21 protein-coding genes and 1 other RNA gene are annotated in these 18,252 nt (G+C 61.5%); 10 read left to right on the forward strand and 12 right to left on the reverse strand.

What is annotated here, in order from left to right; genetic code table 11:
- Window positions 1-2: 2 nt before the first annotated feature.
- Window positions 3-1,028: a histone deacetylase family protein gene (locus FEV16_RS02250; protein WP_138165967.1), complete on the forward strand. Its 1,026-nt coding sequence runs from the start codon at window positions 3-5 to the stop codon at window positions 1,026-1,028.
- A gap of 12 nt (window positions 1,029-1,040) precedes the next feature.
- Here the strand turns inward: FEV16_RS02250 and hisG are convergent, their stop codons facing one another.
- The gene (gene hisG, locus FEV16_RS02255) at window positions 1,041-2,012 is read right to left on the reverse strand and encodes an ATP phosphoribosyltransferase (RefSeq protein WP_138166450.1); all 972 of its coding nucleotides are present in this window, start codon (window positions 2,010-2,012) and stop codon (window positions 1,041-1,043) included.
- Window positions 2,012-3,157 carry an ATP phosphoribosyltransferase regulatory subunit gene (locus FEV16_RS02260; RefSeq protein ID WP_246657132.1) on the reverse strand — a complete coding sequence of 382 codons (1,146 nt, stop codon included), beginning with the start codon at window positions 3,155-3,157 and terminating at the stop codon, window positions 2,012-2,014. The genes hisG and FEV16_RS02260 overlap by 1 nt, the downstream gene beginning before the upstream one ends.
- Before the next feature lie 198 nt (window positions 3,158-3,355).
- On the opposite strand from FEV16_RS02260, the gene FEV16_RS02265 reads away from it, so the two are divergent.
- The 6 genes from FEV16_RS02265 to recR all read left to right on the forward strand — a co-directional run bounded on the left by FEV16_RS02265 (window position 3,356) and on the right by recR (window position 7,730).
- Entirely contained in the window at window positions 3,356-4,204 is an 849-nt protein-coding gene (locus FEV16_RS02265; protein ID WP_138165968.1) for a hypothetical protein, read from the forward strand.
- Window positions 4,205-4,288: 84 nt separating this feature from the next.
- An RNA gene (ffs, locus tag FEV16_RS02270) (signal recognition particle sRNA small type) lies at window positions 4,289-4,385 on the forward strand.
- A gap of 73 nt (window positions 4,386-4,458) precedes the next feature.
- Window positions 4,459-4,815, forward strand: a complete 357-nt coding sequence (locus FEV16_RS02275) for a GFA family protein (protein WP_138165969.1) — start codon at window positions 4,459-4,461, stop codon at window positions 4,813-4,815.
- A 6-nt stretch (window positions 4,816-4,821) separates the two neighbouring features.
- Window positions 4,822-6,639, forward strand: coding sequence for a DNA polymerase III subunit gamma/tau (locus tag FEV16_RS02280; RefSeq protein WP_138165970.1), 1,818 nt, complete (start codon window positions 4,822-4,824; stop codon window positions 6,637-6,639).
- Complete coding sequence (locus tag FEV16_RS02285; protein ID WP_171015116.1) at window positions 6,640-6,963, forward strand: YbaB/EbfC family nucleoid-associated protein; 324 nt, start codon at window positions 6,640-6,642, stop codon at window positions 6,961-6,963.
- 161 nt (window positions 6,964-7,124) lie between these two features.
- Window positions 7,125-7,730 carry a recombination mediator RecR gene (recR, locus tag FEV16_RS02290; protein WP_138165971.1) on the forward strand — a complete coding sequence of 202 codons (606 nt, stop codon included), beginning with the start codon at window positions 7,125-7,127 and terminating at the stop codon, window positions 7,728-7,730.
- Between the two features lie 61 nt (window positions 7,731-7,791).
- Here the strand turns inward: recR and FEV16_RS02295 are convergent, their stop codons facing one another.
- The 6 genes from FEV16_RS02295 to rpsA form a co-directional block, all read right to left on the reverse strand.
- The gene (locus tag FEV16_RS02295; protein WP_348639963.1) at window positions 7,792-8,406 is read right to left on the reverse strand and encodes a DsbA family protein; all 615 of its coding nucleotides are present in this window, start codon (window positions 8,404-8,406) and stop codon (window positions 7,792-7,794) included.
- Between the two features lie 135 nt (window positions 8,407-8,541).
- Entirely contained in the window at window positions 8,542-8,745 is a 204-nt protein-coding gene (locus FEV16_RS02300; RefSeq protein WP_138165973.1) for a hypothetical protein, read from the reverse strand.
- Between the two features lie 169 nt (window positions 8,746-8,914).
- Window positions 8,915-9,532, reverse strand: coding sequence for a 30S ribosomal protein S4 (rpsD, locus tag FEV16_RS02305; protein WP_138165974.1), 618 nt, complete (start codon window positions 9,530-9,532; stop codon window positions 8,915-8,917).
- Between the two features lie 280 nt (window positions 9,533-9,812).
- Window positions 9,813-10,151, reverse strand: a complete 339-nt coding sequence (locus FEV16_RS02310) for a hypothetical protein (protein WP_138165975.1) — start codon at window positions 10,149-10,151, stop codon at window positions 9,813-9,815.
- A 112-nt stretch (window positions 10,152-10,263) separates the two neighbouring features.
- Complete coding sequence (locus tag FEV16_RS02315; RefSeq protein ID WP_138165976.1) at window positions 10,264-11,202, reverse strand: hypothetical protein; 939 nt, start codon at window positions 11,200-11,202, stop codon at window positions 10,264-10,266.
- 186 nt (window positions 11,203-11,388) lie between these two features.
- Window positions 11,389-13,131, reverse strand: coding sequence for a 30S ribosomal protein S1 (gene rpsA, locus FEV16_RS02320; protein WP_138165977.1), 1,743 nt, complete (start codon window positions 13,129-13,131; stop codon window positions 11,389-11,391).
- A 606-nt stretch (window positions 13,132-13,737) separates the two neighbouring features.
- Here rpsA and FEV16_RS02325 point away from each other — a divergent pair.
- From FEV16_RS02325 to FEV16_RS02335, 3 genes are all read left to right on the forward strand, one after another.
- Complete coding sequence (locus FEV16_RS02325) at window positions 13,738-13,971, forward strand: hypothetical protein (protein WP_138165978.1); 234 nt, start codon at window positions 13,738-13,740, stop codon at window positions 13,969-13,971.
- Window positions 13,972-14,053: 82 nt separating this feature from the next.
- Window positions 14,054-14,899 carry a DUF692 domain-containing protein gene (locus FEV16_RS02330; protein WP_138165979.1) on the forward strand — a complete coding sequence of 282 codons (846 nt, stop codon included), beginning with the start codon at window positions 14,054-14,056 and terminating at the stop codon, window positions 14,897-14,899.
- Window positions 14,896-15,732 (forward strand): DNA-binding domain-containing protein, encoded by an 837-nt coding sequence (locus FEV16_RS02335; protein ID WP_138165980.1) that lies wholly within the window; start codon window positions 14,896-14,898, stop codon window positions 15,730-15,732. Before FEV16_RS02330 ends, FEV16_RS02335 begins: the two co-directional genes overlap by 4 nt.
- Here FEV16_RS02335 and fae read toward each other — a convergent pair.
- From fae to FEV16_RS02355, 4 genes are all read right to left on the reverse strand, one after another.
- Window positions 15,702-16,244, reverse strand: a complete 543-nt coding sequence (gene fae, locus FEV16_RS02340; protein ID WP_138165981.1) for a formaldehyde-activating enzyme — start codon at window positions 16,242-16,244, stop codon at window positions 15,702-15,704. The two genes, FEV16_RS02335 and fae, sit on opposite strands and share 31 nt — an antisense overlap.
- A 74-nt stretch (window positions 16,245-16,318) precedes the next feature.
- The gene (locus FEV16_RS02345) at window positions 16,319-16,813 is read right to left on the reverse strand and encodes an N-acetyltransferase (protein ID WP_138165982.1); all 495 of its coding nucleotides are present in this window, start codon (window positions 16,811-16,813) and stop codon (window positions 16,319-16,321) included.
- Between the two features lie 38 nt (window positions 16,814-16,851).
- Window positions 16,852-17,907: a quinone-dependent dihydroorotate dehydrogenase gene (locus FEV16_RS02350; RefSeq protein WP_138165983.1), complete on the reverse strand. Its 1,056-nt coding sequence runs from the start codon at window positions 17,905-17,907 to the stop codon at window positions 16,852-16,854.
- Entirely contained in the window at window positions 17,904-18,248 is a 345-nt protein-coding gene (locus tag FEV16_RS02355; protein WP_138165984.1) for a DUF952 domain-containing protein, read from the reverse strand. Before FEV16_RS02355 ends, FEV16_RS02350 begins: the two co-directional genes overlap by 4 nt.
- Window positions 18,249-18,252 lie beyond the last annotated feature (4 nt).

Raw genomic sequence — 18,252 nt, forward strand, 5'->3', positions numbered from 1 at the left:
GGATGACGCGAACAGGTGACGCTGCAGCCTTCACGCGCCGGGCCGCAATCGCCGGCGCGAGCGCGAGCCTCGCTTGCCTTGGCGCGCGTGCTGAAACAACTTCGACGCTGCTCGTCACACATCCCGCGGCGCTGGCGCACGAGATGGGGCCGACTCATGTCGAACGGCCTGAGCGTCTCCGCGCCATTTTGCGCGCGCTTGAAGATTTGCGTTTCGCGGGTCTTATCCGCGCTGAAGCGCCCTTGGCGCCGCAGGAGGCGCTGCTGCGCGCCCATAGTTCAGAGCATTTGTTGCGCCTCGCAAAGTCGGCGCCCTCCGAGGAGTATGTGCGCATTGGTCCGGACGTCGTCATGAATGGCGCCACGCATGAAGCGGCGTTGCGCGCGGCAGGCGGCGCAATCGCCGCCGTCGATGCGATCATGCGCGGCGAAGCCAAAAACGCTTTCGTCGCCATGCGGCCGCCTGGACATCATGCGACCCGCAATACGCCGATAGGCTTTTGCTTTTTCAATAACGCCGCCGTTGCGGCTTTGCATGCGCGCGCGGCTCATGGCGCGTCGCGTATCGCTATCGTCGATTTCGACGTGCATCACGGCAATGGCGTGCAGGAGATTTTCTGGAGCGACCCGAACGTGCTTTACGCGTCGACGCATCAGATGCCGCTCTATCCCGGCACTGGCGCGGTGAGCGAAACCGGCGCGCATGACACTATCGTCAACGCGCCGCTCGTGAAGGGCGACGGCGGCGCGCAATTTCGCGAGGCGCTCGCATCGCGCATTCTGCCGCGTCTCGACGCATTTTCGCCCGATCTCATTATCTTTTGCGCCGGCTTCGACGCCCACCTACACGATCCGCTTGGCGGATTGCGTCTCGTCGCTGAGGATTTCAGAGACGTGACTCTGCATGTGATGGAGATCGCCGCGCGCCGCTGCAAGGGACGCATCGTTTCGCTGCTCGAAGGCGGATATCGACCTGAAGATCTTGAGCGCAGCGTCACGGCGCATGTCGGCGCATTGATGGGGGCTTGAATCAGGCTGCAATCAGCCAAGCCGCCCTGCGAGCTTGCTCCACAAGGCGTTCTCCGCCTGAAACACATAATCGAGCCGCGCGCTGGTGACGCTTTTGGCGCCTTGGGAGATCAGCCAGTCCGCGAGCGCCGCGACGGTTTTTGACGGACAGGAGAAGGTCGCGCAATCTTCGGCCCTTTCATGCACGCTGGCGCCGAAGTTCGCCTCAGCCTCACGCAGAATCTGGTCGCCTAGCCCAGGCAGATTCACCCGCACGTCGCGTGTCGTGCGCGCTTCTTCTTCCGCGGCGATGCGCGAAAGAATGATGCGCGCCGCTTCGCGCGCCGTTTCGCTCCAGGGCGCCGTCAGAGAAGCGACGAGATTGGCCTGCGAGCGCAAGATCACCCCGTCCTCGATCACCTTCAGCGCATTCGCCGCGAGCGTCGCGCCGGTTGTGGTGATGTCGACGATGAGATCGGCCGAGCCTGCTGCGGGCGCGCCTTCAGTCGCGCCGGAGCTCTCGACGATGCGGTAGTCGGATACATCATAAGCGGCGAAGAAGCGTCGCGTGGTATTGACGTATTTTGTCGCGACCCGCAGCCCCCGGCCGTGGCGCGCACGAAATTCGTCTGCCACGTCGGCAAGATCGCTCATGTAGCGCACGTCGATCCAGGCTTGCGGCACCGCGACGACGACATTGGCGGCGCCAAAGCCAAGCGGCGCGAGAAGCTCGACCGTCTTGTCGGCGTCGGCGATCTCCTCGCGCACCAAATCTTCGCCGGTGACGCCGAGATGCGCTTCGCCCAAGGCGAGCCGGCGCGTGATCTCGGAAGCGGAGAGATAGGCGACTTCCGCGCCTTCGACTCCGGCGACGGCGCCGCGATAATCTCTCGCGCCTCGTCCTTGCGTCAGCTCCAAGCCGGCGCGCGCGAAGAAGGCGGCGGCGTTTTCCTGCAGACGGCCTTTCGATGGGGAGGCGACGATGAGTTTTTGCACGCGCGCCATCATGCCTCTCCGGCGTTCGGCAAAAGCCGGTCGATCCAAATTGCGGCGCCGACCGCCGGTATGTCCGAGGCTGCGCCAAGCGTCTTGAGCAATCGGTCGTAGCGTCCGCCCCCGATCACCGGTTCGCAATCATTGCCGTGACGGGCCTCGAAAACAAAGCCGGTGTAATAGTCGAGATGGCGCGCAAAGCTTGCGGAGAAGCGCATGTCATTGACCGCGAGGCCGCGTGCGGCGATGGCGCGCGCGCGCGCATCGAAAGCGTCGAGCGCGGCTGAGAGGTCAAGCTGCGCGTCGGCGGCCAGCCGGCGCATGGCTGCGGAAGCGGACTCGGGCGCGCCGTCTATGGCGAAAAAAGCTTCCGCCAGCGCGCGAGTCTCGTTGGAAACTGCGGCGCCTTCGGTGAGCGTGGCCTGATCGAGGAAGCGCTCGGCGATTTCCGCCGCGCTTCGCCCGCCAACTGCAGTGATGCCGGCGATGGACAGCAAATCTTCAACCAGACGGCGTGCATCTGCGGGATCGACTTTGGTCAACGCCGCCAATACGCCCGACTGATCCGGACCGCCGTTGCGTCTCGGTGGCGTGAAGATGTCCGCAATCCTTTGACCGCGCGCGTGGCCGGCGGCAAGACGTCGGCGCCAGACTGCGGGAACGTCGAGCCTTTCGAGAAAGGCGGCGACGAGGCCCGCGTCGCCGATGTGAACATTAAGCGCCGTCGCGCCGGCCGCCGCCGCGGCTTCGAGCGCAGCGGCAAGAATTTCAGCGTCCGCGGCTTCGCGGTCCTGACGGCCGAAGCTCTCAAGGCCAGCCTGAAGAAATTCGCCGTCGCCGGTCGCGCCATGTTCGGGCGCGCGGAAGATCGAACCCCCATAAGCGAACGCCGCCGGCTCGCCCGCTTGAGCGGAGGCGAGATAATCGAGGCAAACGGGGATCGTATATTCCGGGCGCAGGCAGAATTCCGCGCCTGAGCCGTCGCTCGTCAGATAGAGACGGCCTCGAAAATCCTCTCCGGAGCGATCGAGAAAGACGTGCGCCGGCTGCAGGAGGCGTGGCTCGCAGCGCGCGAACCCCTCGCGCGCGAAATGCGCAAGGATAGCCGCAAGGCTCACGGCCTGGCGATTGTCTGGCTCGGCTGGCGCAGCGATCAAAGTGCAGATTCCTCTCAAAAATTTTGCGCTCTCTTTAGCAACTGCGCAGTTGCAGCGCACCCGATTTTGGGGGAGAGGGTGAAGAAAGCTCGGGGGGAAGAAGACCGACCAGGGCGTTGAGTTTGGTCAAACGGTTTTGACGAGGCCGGTCCGTTATCTTGGCGAACCGGCCAAATTGCGAAAAAAGGGACAATATTGATGCGCGCCTATCACATGATGGCCATCGCCGCCGCCATTATTTGGGCGACTCCCGCAAAGGCCGGCTGCTGGCCCAGCGAGAATTTTCCGCTGGCCTGCTGGCTAGATACCTATGGGCTCGCCTGCGAACATCATCGCGCTCTAACGAGCGCGAAGGCGGTTCAATGGCCGGAGCCGCGACTTTCGATCTATGAGTTCGAAATCGTCGACTGGTGGACCTCCCATCCGACAGTGGCCTGTCCGCCGACGAAAACGGTGACGGTCAGCGGCGTCTGGGATCGCGAGACCGGAAAGGCGGAAGAATCGTCGCCGTCCGCCGGGTCGCGTTACGTTTATTGCAACCGCAATCCGTGGACGGGGCAGGGGCCCAACGCGCCAACATTGTGCAGCGCGCCAGCGAATGATCCGAACCTGGGGCTCCCTGTCACTTCCGCCATGCTGTCGCAAAGCCAGAGGCAGTCGCTGCTTCTGGCGCAGGAGCCCGTACACACGCGCTGTCAGCAAGTGGAGCCGTCCTCGATCGGTTCGCAGTGGCTGAAGGGGAACTCGCTGGTTCGCGTCGTCGCCGCTCATCACGAGCACCAGAAAATCGAATGGCGCTTATTCTTTCTCGATTTTTATGAGTTTGGCCCATGGCACGACGTGACGCCGCCGAAATTGCCCGCGCCAGCGCCCACCTACACAAAATACACGGAGAGGCGCATCGCCACGACCACCCGCCGCTTTTGGTTGAATAAGCCCGGGCGCTGGCTGGTCATCCCCGTGGCGAAGCCGGCCTCGACGCTTGCTCAGATGAGCTCCCCAGGTTGGCAGGATGACTGCCCCGGCGCGGTTTTCAACGTGGAATGAAGAAGGTTTTGCGGAGGCCAGGGCTCGCAGCTCCGACGCAATGCGAGCCTTGCATCGCCTGTCGTCCTCTGCCACATAAGGGCCGGGAGGTTGGCGGTGGACGCTTCACTCGCCAACCGGGTCAGGTCCGGAAGGAAGCAGCCCTAACGAGCTTGGGCGGGTCTTCGTTCAGCCTCCCACCTTCGCCCCGAGGGACGCCGGCCAAGCGGCGGGGCGCCGCCTTCCTCTCGGCTGGCCGCGACGAGGAGAGCGACATGAGCGAGGCGCTTTATCACGGCTCCTGCCAATGCCAAGGCGTCGCTTTCGAGGCTTCTCTCGACCTCGACCATACCGTCACCTGCAATTGCTCGCGCTGCCAGCGCCTCGGCTCTGTGCTGAGCTTCACGCCCGCGACGAAGTTCACGTTACGGCTGGGCGCCGAGGCTTTAAGCGAATATCTCTTCAACACGAAGAAGATCAGGCATCAATTCTGCAAGACGTGCGGGATCGAGCCTTTCGCCTATGGCGAGGATCGCGACGGTACGCCGATCGTCGCGGTCAACGTCAATTGTCTCGAAGGCGTCGATCCGCGCGCGCTGAAATCGACCCATTTCGATGGGCGAAAACTTTGAGCCTCCATGAGCGACCAGCTCTTCCTTGACGATTCCGGCGCGGGGACCGCGCCGTCGGCCTATCGTGTGCTGGCGCGCAAATATCGACCGAAGACCTTCGCGGATCTGATCGGCCAAGAGCCGATGGTGCGCACGCTCGAAAACGCCTTCGATCTCAACCGAATTCATCAGGCCTATCTGCTGACTGGCGTTCGCGGCGTCGGCAAGACGACGACGGCGCGCATCCTCGCGCGCGCATTCAATTACGAACTGCCGGCGCGAGACGGCAAGCCTGCGATCAATCAGCCGACGATCCATATGGAGGAGCTTGGCGTTCACTGCCAGGCGATCATCGATTCGCGCCACGTCGACGTGCTGGAAATGGACGCCGCCTCGCACACAGGCATCGACGACATCCGCGAGATCATCGACAATGCTCGCTATCGCCCGGTGATGGCGCGCACCAAAGTCTACATCATCGACGAAGTGCATATGCTTTCGAAGGCGGCTTTCAACGGCCTGTTGAAAACGCTTGAAGAGCCGCCGGAGCATGTGAAGTTCATCTTCGCGACGACCGAAATCGACAAGGTGCCGGTGACGGTGCGCTCGCGGTGCCAGCGATTTGATCTGCGCCGCATCGACGCCGGTTTGCTCGCCGATCACCTGCTCAATGTCTGCAAGGCCGAGGGCGTCGCCATTGACCCGGAAGCGCTCGCTATGATCGCGCGCGCGGCGGAAGGCTCGGCGCGCGACGCGCTGTCTTTGCTCGATCAGGCGATCGCTTATGGCGCGGCGCATTCCGCAGGCGGCGCGATCGCCGCCGAAGATTTGCGGCTGATGCTCGGCGTCGCCGACAAGGCGCGAATCATCGATTTGTTCGAAGCGGCGATGGCGGGCGATATCGCCAAGGCCATCGGCATACTCGAAGATCAGTATAATGGCGGCGCCGATCCGGCGCAGGTGCTGCTCGAACTTGCAGAATTCACGCATCTTGCCACGCGTCTGAAGCTTGCGCCGGAGACCGCGCAATCGGCGGCTCTAACGCCTGAAGAAAAGCGTCGCGGCGAAGACGCCGCGATGCGCCTTTCCATTCCGGCGCTTACGCGCGCCTGGCAGATTTTGATGAAGGGCGTCGAGGAATTGCGCGGGTCGCAGCGACCGCTGGCGGCGGCCGACATGGTGTTGGTGCGGCTCGCTTACGCCTCTGACATGCCGACGCCCTCGGAGGCGCTTCGGCGTCTGGGCGTTACAGAGAATGCGTCGTCGACCGACTCTCGCTCGCCGTCAGCGCGAAGCGCGGAATCTGCCGGAGGCGGCGCAGCGCCCGTGCGCGGAGGTCCGCGACTCGCGGCGGCGTCACGCCCCGCAGAGCCGTCTCCAGTGGTGGCTCCAAAGCCGGCGGCGGCTCCAAGAACGGTAATCGAGAGCTTCGACGCTCTTGTGGCGCTTGCCGCGCAGAAGCGAGATATGCGCCTCAAAATCGCGCTCGAATCCGAAGTGCGGATGGTTCGATTTGAACCCGGACTGATCGAATACGAACTCGCCCCCGGCGGCGCGCGCGATTTGGCTTCGACTCTGATGCAGAAGCTGCAGGCTTGGACTGGCGAGCGTTGGATGGTTTCGATCGTCGCCTCGGGCGGCGCGCCGACGCTCAAGGAACAACGCGAAGCTGAGGAACTCAAACGCCGCTCCTCGCTCGAATCCGATCCACTCGTAGCGAGCGTGCTCGCGCGTTTTCCTGGCGCGCAGATTGTCGCCGTGCGAGGCAGGGATGAAGGCGCGGCGTCCGCCGAAACGCTTTATGATGACGCGTCGCCACTCGAGGAAGACGACGGAGAAGCTTAAATGATGGACTTCCTGGGCTTGATGAAGCAGGCGCAGCAGATGCAGGCCAAGATGGCCGAAGCGCAATTGGAGCTCGAACAGACCGTCGTCGAGGGTGAAGCGGGCGGCGGCATGGTCAAAGTCGCGCTTACCGCCAAGGGCTCGATGAAAAGCGTCTTCATTGACCCGAGCCTGTTGAAGCCGGAAGAGAAGGAAATACTCGAGGACCTGATCCTCACGGCCCATATGCAGGCGCGCGCCAAAGCCGAAGAGGCGATGGCCGAAAAGATGAAGGCGCTGACTGGCGGCCTGCCGCTGCCGCCTGGCCTCAAGCTGCCGTTTTAATTTTTGCGTATCGCTGCGCTTCTCGCGTCATGGCCGGCCTTGAGCCGGCCATCCACGTGATGACGCCGCCCAACGCTTCCATTTATACGTAACATTCTGGCGTGGATGCCCGCGACAAGCGCGGGCATGACGCGAAACCTCATGAGGCGTTTGATCCGGCCATGGCTGAAAAAGTCGCCGGCCCAGAAATCGAAAAACTCGTGCAGCTTCTAGCAAAGTTGCCCGGGCTCGGCCCGCGCTCGGCAAGGCGCGCTGTGCTGCATCTCATTCGCAAACGCGAAGAACTGCTGGCGCCGCTCGCTGACGCGATGCGTATTGCAGAGGAGCGTATCGTCGTCTGCTCCGTCTGTGGGAATATCGACACGAGCGATCCTTGCACGATCTGTCGCGACGCGCGCCGCGACGCGTCGATCCTCGTTGTCGTCGAGACGGTCGCTGACCTATGGGCGCTGGAGCGCGCAGGGCTGCTCAATGCGCGCTATCACGTTCTCGGGGGCGTGCTATCGCCGCTCGACGGCGTCGGGCCCGACGATCTCGCCATCGCGAGCCTCGTGGCGCGCGTGCGCGCCGAGGAGACTCGCGAAGTAGTGTTGGCGGTCAACGCCACTGTCGACGGACAGACGACTGCGCATTACGTCGCCGATGTGCTGTCTCCCTCAGGCGTGAAGGTAACGCGGCTCGCCCATGGCGTGCCGGTTGGCGGCGAACTCGACTATCTTGACGAGGGCACGCTTGCGGCGGCGCTGGAACGCCGGACAGTCTTTTAGAGGGCGCTTTCCAGAGACGTCATGGCCGGGCTGGGCCCGGCCATCCATGCGTAGAAATCAATTACTTCGCGGCGGACTTCGATGCGATGATCTGGTCGAGATCGGCGACGGTCATTTCGCCAGTGTATTTGTCGCCATTGATGAAAAATGTCGGCGTGGAGTTGACCCCTAATTTTTCAGCAGCGCGGTTACGAACCTTGTTCACATTATCGTAGAGCGCTTGATCTTTGAGAACCGCCTCGAACTTTTCCTGACCGATCCCCGTCTGCTTCAGGACATTCGCCAGACCATCGAGCGGCTTATCGGCGAAGGCCCAGTTCTTCTGCTGCGAGAATAGAAGATCGACCGCCGCATCGCGCTTGTCGCCAAGTTGGCGCGCCAGCATGAAGGCCGCTGTCGCCAGCGGATCAAGCGGAAACTCGCGCAGGATGAATTTCACTTTGCCGGTGTCGATGTAATTCTTCTTCAGCTCAGGATAGACATCGCGATGGAACGCCGCGCAATGGCTGCAGGTCATCGAGGCATATTCGACAATTGTAACGGGAGCATTCGCCGAGCCTTCCACAACGTCGGGCAGCGCGTCCGGCGCCATCAACTCCTCGACCGAGACTTTGCCTGCTGGCGACTTCTCGGCGTAAGCGGGCGTTGCGGCAAAGAGCGCGCATGCGGCAGCCATAAGAAGGAAATCACGACGGGTCGAAAAAGCGAGGGGCATGTGCAGTCCGTAACTGTTGCGATGCGGGAAGACCTTAAACTCTTCAACAAATGTGGCAAATCAAATTTGGGCAGGAACTTGGACGAGAAGCGAAGCTCACAGTCCGTGTTTCGGTCGTATGAACCAATAGAGCACGCCGATCGCCGCAAGAACGACGCCGAACCAGAAAACCACGTCGCCGATCTGCAGGTCCTTCATAGTATAGCTGAGGACGCTGACAAGCAGCCCGCCGATCGCGATCCATAGCGGACGCTGACTGCGTTCGGTCTCCGCCGGCCGCTTCTTCGATAGGTTGGACAAGCGCCTCTCCCTTGGGCGTTCATTCGCGCAACGCCCTTTTTCACGTCGCTTGCACGCGGCGGCGGCGTTCTGTGCTTAGACTTCCCGATGGCGCTCTTACAGTCAAGAATTGCGCGCAAAAAAACAGCCGCTCGAAGCGGCTGTTTTTTCCATATTCCTGCGCGCCGATTTAACGCGAATAGAATTCGATGACGAGATTCGGCTCCATCTGCACGGGATAGGGCACTTCCGTCGCATGCGGCACCCGGATGAGCTTCGCAGTCATCTTCGAGTGATCGACGTCGTAATATTCCGGCGCGTCACGCTCGGCGAGCTGAACCGACTCGAGAACCGTCACCGCCTGTTTCGAGGCTTCCTTGACCTCGATCACGTCCCCGATTTTCACCTGGTAGGATGGGATGTTGACGCGCTTGCCGTTGACGCGGATGTGCCCGTGATTGACGAACTGGCGGGCGGCGAAAACCGTCGGCACGAATTTCGCGCGATAGACGATGGCGTCGAGGCGCCGCTCCAAAAGGCCGATCAGATTATCGCCGGAGTCGCCTTTCATGCGGATCGCTTCCGCGTAATATTTGCGGAACTGCTTTTCCGAAATATTGCCGTAGTAGCCCTTGAGCTTCTGCTTGGCTTTGAGCTGGGTGCCGTAGTCGGAGAGCTTGCCCTTGCGCCGCTGCCCGTGCTGCCCGGGGCCGTATTCACGGCGGTTGACGGGGCTCTTTGGCCGACCCCAGATATTCTGGCCCAGGCGGCGGTCGAGCTTGTATTTTGCTTCTGCGCGTTTCGTCACTTTGACTGTCGTCCTCTATGATCGCGTTGGCGCGAGAGAGGCGACAGGACGAAAATCGCCCGGAGCCTTGCGCTCGGAGCGTCGTCCAAGATCGCGTCTCTCGCTCCCCGTCAGCGCGGGGGCCTCGAGAACGCGCCCTCCTCTGCCGGATTATCCGGCCGACAGGCGTTTGCAGCAAACGCCACGGGTGCTTACCCGATGCGAACAGATCGCGTCAGGTCCGTGGGGAGCTAAAGGAAAGCGCTCCCCAAGTCAAGATTCTCGTCTGGAATAGCCCGACTTACGGCCACCAGAAGGGAAGACCTTCGTCGTAAGGAACGATCATATCCGTGTTGTAGGGCGGACGCTGTGGCAGCGTCTCCTGCATGTACCAGCTGCGCTGGTTGCGTTCGATGGGGTCATGATTGAGATAAGTCTGCTGAATCATGTAGCGATTGGTGCTGCCGACCGGCACCTGCGTGCCGGGATCGAGCCAGCTGCGGCGCTGGATGTCGATTGGGCCGCGGCCGCAACAAACTTCGTTTGAGGCAACGCGATAGCGCGACTTGGCGAGCGCGTCGCCCGCCGCGAACAACACGAGACAGGCAAGCCCCGCCGACAGCACTTTATTCCTGCGCATCACGATCCCCTTTTAACTGAAACTAGGGGTTATAATAGCGGAACGTTTCGCAAAAGCGAGTTGGAGGCGCGTTTTCCCGCCAGCCATCCGCCGTCAGGGTGAACGCCTCGCGCTAGCGGGGCGTCGGCGCGCTTTGACGCGATGTTTTCGCATGCGCGCGCCGTGCGCCCTGCGCCGAACGCGCGGCATTCTTTTGCGCCGGAATCGTCGCGGTGAGGTCGTCGCGAGAGATATTGGCGCAATCGATGGAGCTAGCCGACGCCGCTTTCGAGAAGAAATCGTTCAATGCGGGTTTATCCGGGCTCGCCGTGTAGGTGATGCGGTCGAGCAAGCAGCCAAGCGCGACTCGATCGATTGGACTCGCGGTTTCGCCGCACGCGAGTCCGGCAATTTCAAGCGCCAGCTTCTCGTCAATGAAGCGCGTGGCGAGACAGCTGCGTTCGCTCGCCGCCACGCCCTGGGACGAGGGTTGCCACAGACGTATGTCGGCTGTCTCGAAGGATCCGAATTTCGTGATCAGCGCGCTGGGTTGACCGATTTTTGCGACATTCAGTCCCGCGTCTACGGCGTGGCGGGCCATATCCAAAAAGAAATCCGACGCCTTTTCCTTGTCGACGATGTCTTGATGAATGTCGATGCGCATGAACGGCGCGCCCACCGCGAATTGCCCCACGGCGATCGTGTCGATGCGACCGGAGCCGTTCTCGCCGTCACGGACTGCGATCGTCTTTTTCTCGCGCTCGAATTCGCGCGCGGCGACGTCGAAGGCGCTGAAGGGTCTCGCCATTAGCGCCGAAGCCTCGACGGCGTCGACGGAGACTTTGGTGGTGATTTTGCCTGATGGCGCGAGAGCGACAGCGCGAGGCGGCTCGAGGTTCGCAGCGACCTTCGGTTCAAGGTTGTCCGACCCGCGTGGAAACAGAACGAGTGCGGCGACAAGAATGAGCGTCGAGCTGACGCTCATTCCGATCGCTGCGCGGACGCCTGTCGGACGCGCGCGCAGCGGCTGCGCATAACGCCTGTAGTTTTGTTCGGACTGGGCAACGCTCATAAGAGGCGACTCCGGCGGCCCGCAGGCAGTTGCGGGCAGGAAAACGCGCCGAGTTTGCGCCCACGTTTCAAAATTAGGGTTAACAAATCCGCTTGAATTGCATCTTGGTGAATGAAGGGTTCACGCGCGCGCAAGAAAAAACCCGCGCCTTGCGGCGCGGGTTCGAATCTGACGATCGAGGAATTTTTACTCCTCGGACTTCTTGCCCTTCTTGGGCGTTTCGTCGCGGGCCTTTAGCGCCGCGCCGAGAATGTCGCCAAGCGAAGCGCCGGAGTCGGCAGAGCCATATTGCGCGATGGCCTCCTTCTCCTCGGCGACCTCGAGCGCCTTGATCGAGACGGAGATCTTGCGCGCCTTGCGGTCGAAGAGCGTCACGCGGGCGTCGACCTTCTCGCCGACGGCGAACCGATCTGGACGCTGGTCGGCGCGGTCGCGAGCGAGTTCGCTGCGCTTGATGAAGGTCGTAAGATCAGTGCCGGCAATCTTCACGTCGATGCCGGAGTCCTTCACCTCAATCACTTCGCAGGTGACGACGGCGCCTTTCTTGATCTCGCCGCCTTCCTCGGCGCTGACGGAAGCGAAGGGATCGCCCGCAAGCTGTTTGACGCCAAGGGAAATGCGCTCCTTCTCCACGTCGACGTCAAGGACCTGGGCGTTGATGATGTCGCCCTTCTTATATTCCTCGATCACCTGCTCGCCGGGACGGTTCCAGTCGAGGTCCGACAGATGGACCATGCCATCGACATCGCCGTCGAGGCCGATGAAAAGACCGAATTCGGTCTTGTTCTTGACTTCGCCGGAAACGGTCGAGCCGACCGGATGTTTCTCGGCGAATCCCTCCCACGGATTCTGCAGGCACTGCTTGAGGCCGAGCGAGATGCGGCGCTTGACCGGATCGACTTCGAGCACTTGGACGTCGACCTCCTGGCTCGTCGAGACGATCTTGCCGGGATGAACGTTCTTTTTCGTCCAGCTCATTTCCGAGACGTGGACGAGTCCTTCGATGCCAGGCTCCAATTCGACGAAAGCGCCGTAGTCGGTGATGTTGGTCACGCGGCCATGGAATCTCGCGCCGATCGGATATTTCGCCTCGATGCCCTGCCACGGGTCCTCGAGAAGCTGCTTCATGCCAAGCGAGATGCGGTGCGTCTCGTGGTTGATCTTGATGATCTTTACCTTGACGGTCTGGCCGATGGTCAACACCTCGGACGGGTGATTGACGCGCCGCCAGGCGATGTCGGTGACATGCAGCAGGCCATCGATGCCGCCGAGATCCACGAAAGCGCCGTAGTCGGTGATGTTCTTCACGACGCCGTCGATCACCTGTCCCTCTTCGAGATTGGCGACGATCTCGTGACGCTGCTCGGCGCGGCTCTCCTCGAGCACGGTGCGGCGAGACACGACGATGTTGCCGCGGCGCCGGTCCATCTTCAGGATATGGAAGGGCTGCGGCACATTCATCAGCGGGCCGACGTCGCGGATGGGTCGGATATCGACCTGGCTGCGCGGCAGGAAGGCCACGGCGCCGTCGAGATCGACGGTAAATCCGCCCTTGACCTGGTTGAAGATCACCCCGTCGACCTTTTCATTGGTCTCGAACGCCTTTTCGAGCTTCACCCAGCTCTCTTCGCGGCGCGCCTTGTCGCGCGAGATGACGGCTTCGCCGAGCGCGTTCTCGACTCGCTCCAGATAGACTTCGACCTCTTCGCCGACCTGCGGGGCGGGGTCTCGGCCATAACCGGTAAATTCCTTGATGGCGACTCGGCCCTCGGTCTTGAGGCCGATGTCGATGACGGCGACATCCTTTTCGATGGCGACGACGCGGCCCTTGATAACGGAGCCTTCGAAGGCTTCATTCTGGCCATAGCTTTCGTCGAGCAGAGCGGCGAAATCTTCGCGCGTGGGCGCGCGATCGGTAGTGACGGACATTTGTTCTCCTGAGGGCCCCATAGGGCGGCGCCGGCAATTGGTTAGCGTTGCGGATCGGCTTTCGGCGATCGGACGTCCCCCGCGGCTAGAACGCGAGGCTTGACGAAAAGTTCGCTTTAAGCGAACTGCCGGCGCGGCCCGATGTCGAAAACCAAAGCGAATGCGCCGGCTTGGTCTCCGGCGCGGCGCTTATCTATCAGCGACGCGTCGCAGCCGCAAGCGCGTCGACGTGAAAAGCATATGATAGGCGCTTCGGCAAAGCTCTGATTTTGCGCTGCAATATCGAAATAATATACTGATTGTATGTATTAAACATAATGCGCAAGCGCGCCAATTTACTGCTGGCGGAATCGCAAGCGCGCGCATAGTCTGCCAAATTGCCAAGCTTCGATGCGCTTTCGCGTTCGCATAGGGCGAAGTCACAGAGATGGGACGAAGGCGAGGTTGCCGTTTGCCCTGGCGTCGTCTGGCAGGATGGAAACAAGCGTCAGCCGACCAGTTGGGGACAAAAAGTCCGGGAGCGCTAAGTAGAAGCTAGCACGCGCCGCGAGAGCGGCGACAGCGTCGCCTTCCCCTCGTTGCGAGGGGATATAAGAGGAGAAAGAAATGAAGCCTAATATTATTTCAGGATCGGCTCTCGCCGCGGCGGCCGTCGCCCTTGCGTTGAGCGGCGCGTCCATCGCGCCCGCACACGCGCACGGCGCGAAGGCGCCCCACATGAAGAGCCATTGCGGCGGCAAAGGAACCTGCCGCGGCATGGCCAAATGCCATCACAAAGCGCAGTGTCACCATTACAAGGGCCACTGCAATATGAAAAACCGCTGCCACACCAAGAAGTAATCGCCTCATGCGGGGGCGGTTCATCCTGGCCGTCCCCGTCACCGGCTCTTGCATGAGCGGCGGCGCCTGAGGGGGAGATGTCATGGAAAAGCCCGCGCCTCTCGGCTACGGCTTAGGACTGAGGCCCGTCTATTACGACGAGATCCTGGCGTCGCGCCCGCCGATCGACTGGTTCGAAATCATCTCTGAAAACTATATGCTCGCCGGCGGCAAGCCTTTGGCGATGCTCGATCGCATCCGGGCTGATTATCCAGTCGTCATGCATGGCGTCTCTATGTCGTTGGCCTCAACCGATCCGCTCAACTTCGATTATCTGCGGCAGTTGCAGGCGCTCGCCGAACGCGTCCAGCCGGCCTGGATTTCAGATCACGTCGCCTGGACAGGCGTTCACGGCGTGACGCTTCACGATCTGTTGCCCATTCCCTATACGCGCGAGTCGCTTGCGCATATCGTCGAGCGCATCCTGCGGGTGCAGGATTTTCTCAAGCGCCGGCTCGTGGTCGAAAACGCCTCGACTTATGTTTCCTTCGTCGATTCCGAAATGAGCGAGCATGAGTTCGTCCGCGAAATGGCGGAGCGCGCCGATTGCCTGTTGCTGCTCGACGTCAATAATGTTTTCGTTTCGAGCTTCAATCACGGCTTCGATCCGATCGCCTTCATCGACGGCGTTCCGGCCGAACGCGTCGTGCAGTTCCATATGGCAGGCCATACCAATAACGAGACGCATCGGGTCGACACCCATGACCAGCCGGTCTGCGAAGAAGTCTGGGCGCTCTATGAGCACGCCCGCTGGCGATGTGGCGACGTCTCCGCCATGATCGAGCGCGACGATAATTATCCGCCGCTCTCCGAGCTTCTGGACGAACTCCAGCATATGCGCGACATCGACGCGCGCATCGCAAACGAGCGAGCGCTCAGCGCGGCATGAAGCTCGCCGATTTCCAGTCCCTTTTTCAGGAGCGCGTGCTGGCCGGCTCTGGAGAGGCGGACAAGCCGCTCCTGAAAAAATTGAGATCGTCGCCGCGTGGCGCAACTCCTGAGACGCTGCTCGATGTCTATCAGACCGGCTACCGAATACGATTAGCCGATTTCGTTTCCCAGGATCACCCGGGGCTGCGCGCGATTCTCGGAGACGAGACTTTTGAGGCGCTGGTCGACGACTACATCGATTGGCGTCCGTCGCGCGAGCCTAACGCGCGCTTTTTTACGACCGGACTGCCGGATTTCATGCGCGAAAATTCGCCCTGGCGCGACGACGCTCGGGCGGTCTCCATGGCGCTGTTCGAACGCGCGACGGTGGACGCCTTCGATGCTGCCGATGAAACCTCCTTGGCGGTGCAGGCGCTGGCGGACTTTACGCCCGAGGATTGGCCTCGCCTCGCCTTCGATTTCGACCCGAGTCTGACGCTGCTCGAACTCGCAGCCGGAACAGTTCGCGCTTATGACGCGGCCATCAATGAGGAGGAGGCGGAGAAAGTCGATGCGCCTACGGCGGGCGATCAAGTCGAATATGCGGCAGTGTGGCGAGTCGCGCACGAATCCGCCTACCGCCAGCTCGAGCCCGACGAATATGTCGCGCTCAACGAAGCGCGCGCCGGGCAGGCCTTCGGAGACATTTGTCAGATGACGGCGTTCCAGCAGGCCGGGGAGATCGCGCCGGAGCGTTTGGCGCAATGCCTATCGAGCTGGTTCCAGGACGGAATGATTATCGGCGTGCGCGTGCGCGACGATCATTCTTCAAATACGCCTTCAAGCGCGTAATGCTGCACGCTCTTGCGGTTGGCGATGAGTTCGTCGGCCGTCGGCTCGCCCTTCATCGCGCGTGAGATCGCGAGCTTCGTCGCTTCGTAATTGGTGCGATAGAGGTCTTTCTTGTCGAGCTTCTTGTGCTTGGCGCACCGCGGATCGAGCCAGACCATGATGACCATGCACAGCTCGTTGATCTGATCTTTAGGGATAATTCCTTCTGCGATGCAATCGACGATGGCGTCGCCTGTCGCCGCCTGCACGACGCCGCCCAGTAGCTCGACATATTCTTCCGATTTGACCGTCATTTTGGTGGTCATCATTGTCGCCGGCCGCACCTGCTGGTTGAGGTCGCGGATGACGAACATGCGCGGATGGCCCGCGACCTGACCCGCCATGCTGGCGAAGGCGTGTCCGACCGGACCCTTGACGTTGCCGATCATCACTTCCGGCATGGCGTCGGTATATTGTCCGTCCGCCGCCAGAACCGTCGCTTCGCCCGTCGCCAGCCAGATATGCTCGGTCATGATTTTTCCTCTTGTTGAAGACGCGTTCGCATAGCATCGGGCGCTGTCACAGGGAAGGTGGGGTTGTCGCGTCGTCAGACCTCAAGCGCCGGGGCGAATTTGAGAACGCCGTTTGGCGCTGGTCCACGAAAGACGATGCGCTGTACGAATTCGGGCTCAAGGTTTCGATACGTCAGCCGCCCATCGCTAGCGAAGCCGACGCTGTGGTAGACGTCAGGATCGCCAATCAGGGCGCACCCATTGGCGCCTTGTGCTCGCAACAATTCCAGGCCGCGAAAGATGAGCGTTCTTCCAATTCCTTGCCGCTGTCTCTCCGGCTTGACCGCGATTGGGCCAAGGCCAAACCAGCCATAATGCGCATCGTCGATCGTCACGGGCGAGAATGCGATATGGCCGAGGATCTCGCCGCCATCCTCAGCGACGAGCGAGATCGTCAAATCTCCGTCAGCGCGAAGCGCGTCGATGGAGTCCGCTTCCGTATCGTCGCTGAAGCGCATGGGCTTGAACGCCGTCCAAGTTAGATCATGGATGGCTCGGATATCGGCAGGGGTTTCATGTCGAATGAGCATTCCACATGGTCCCCTCTATTAACCGTCAATCAGGCGGCTCAACTGAACGTCGCCATCTTGCGGCCTATAAGCATGGCAAGCGTGGCGTTTTCGCGTTCGAGCATTTCGAGCAGACCGATTTTGATGCGCGAGATGAGTGCTGGGCCCTCATATGCCAGCGCGGAATAGAGCTGGATTAGCGTCGCGCCGGCTTCGATTTTGGCGAGCGCCGCTTTCGCGCTGCCGATGCCGCCGACGCCGATCAGCGGAAACTGCCCTTCGACTCTCAAATAGGTTTGCGCGAGCATGCGCGTCGAGAGATCGAAAAGAGGCGCGCCGGAAAGTCCGCCGGTCTCCTTCGCGAATTTCGAGCGAAGCGAAGCGGGCCGCGAGATCGTCGTATTCGAAACGATCATGCCGTCGATGCGCCGCTCCCGCGCGACGCGCACGATATTATCGAGCTGATTGAGCGTGAGGTCCGGCGCGATTTTCAGGAGCAGGGGACGTCGGATCGGCGCCGCGTCGCGCGCTTCGATGACACGCGCGAGCAGATCGGAAAGCGCTTCAGGCTCCTGCAAATCGCGTAAGCCAGGCGTATTCGGCGAACTGACGTTGATCGTGAAATAGCTCGCGACGTCGGCGAAGGCGCGAACGCCCGCGACATAGTCCGCAACACGGTCTGCGGCGTCCTTGTTGGCGCCGATATTGACGCCGACAATCCCGCGTTGCGCGCGCTTCGAGAGGCGCACAAGCGCCGGCGCATGGCCATCATTGTTGAAGCCGTAGCGATTGACGATGGCGCGATCTTCGACGAGACGAAAGGCGCGTGGACGCGGATTGCCGGGCTGCTCGCGCGGCGTCAGCGTCCCGACTTCGACGAAGCCGAACCCGAAACCAAGCATCGCGTCGGCGACTTCAGCGTTCTTGTCGAAGCCAGCCGCCAGCCCGATCGGATTGGGGAAGTCGAGTCCGAAGGCTGAAACCGAGAGACGCGCGTCGTCAGATTGCGGCGCGTTTGCCGGCATCAATTTCAACGCAGCAATCGTCGCGCGATGCGCCGTTTCCGCGTCGAGCAGGCGCAGGAGCGGCGATGCGATCGCAAAGGCGTCGATCATTTGAGAAGGCCGGAGAAGGCGTGCCGACCGTCAGCGCCGATGGGCAGCGGATCGACGCGCGCCGCCGCCTCCAGAGAAAGCGGCGCGTAGAGATGCGGAAACAGCGCGCCGCTGCGCGAGGCCTCCCATCTGAGCGCGTCGCCAAGCTTTGCGGCGTTCACCGCAATGAGCAGCAGATCCGTTTGACCGGCGAAATATTTTGCGGCTGTTTCCTCGACCTGTTCAGCGGTCGAAAAATGAATAAAGCCGTCAGCAAGATCGATCGCAGCGCCGCTAAAAACGCCTGCGCTTTCCGCCGCGCGCCAATCAGATCGAGAGACGATCTTGTAGATATGGGTCACTGCC

Source organism: Methylocystis sp. B8, from assembly GCF_005771425.1.
GTDB lineage: Bacteria > Pseudomonadota > Alphaproteobacteria > Rhizobiales > Beijerinckiaceae > Methylocystis.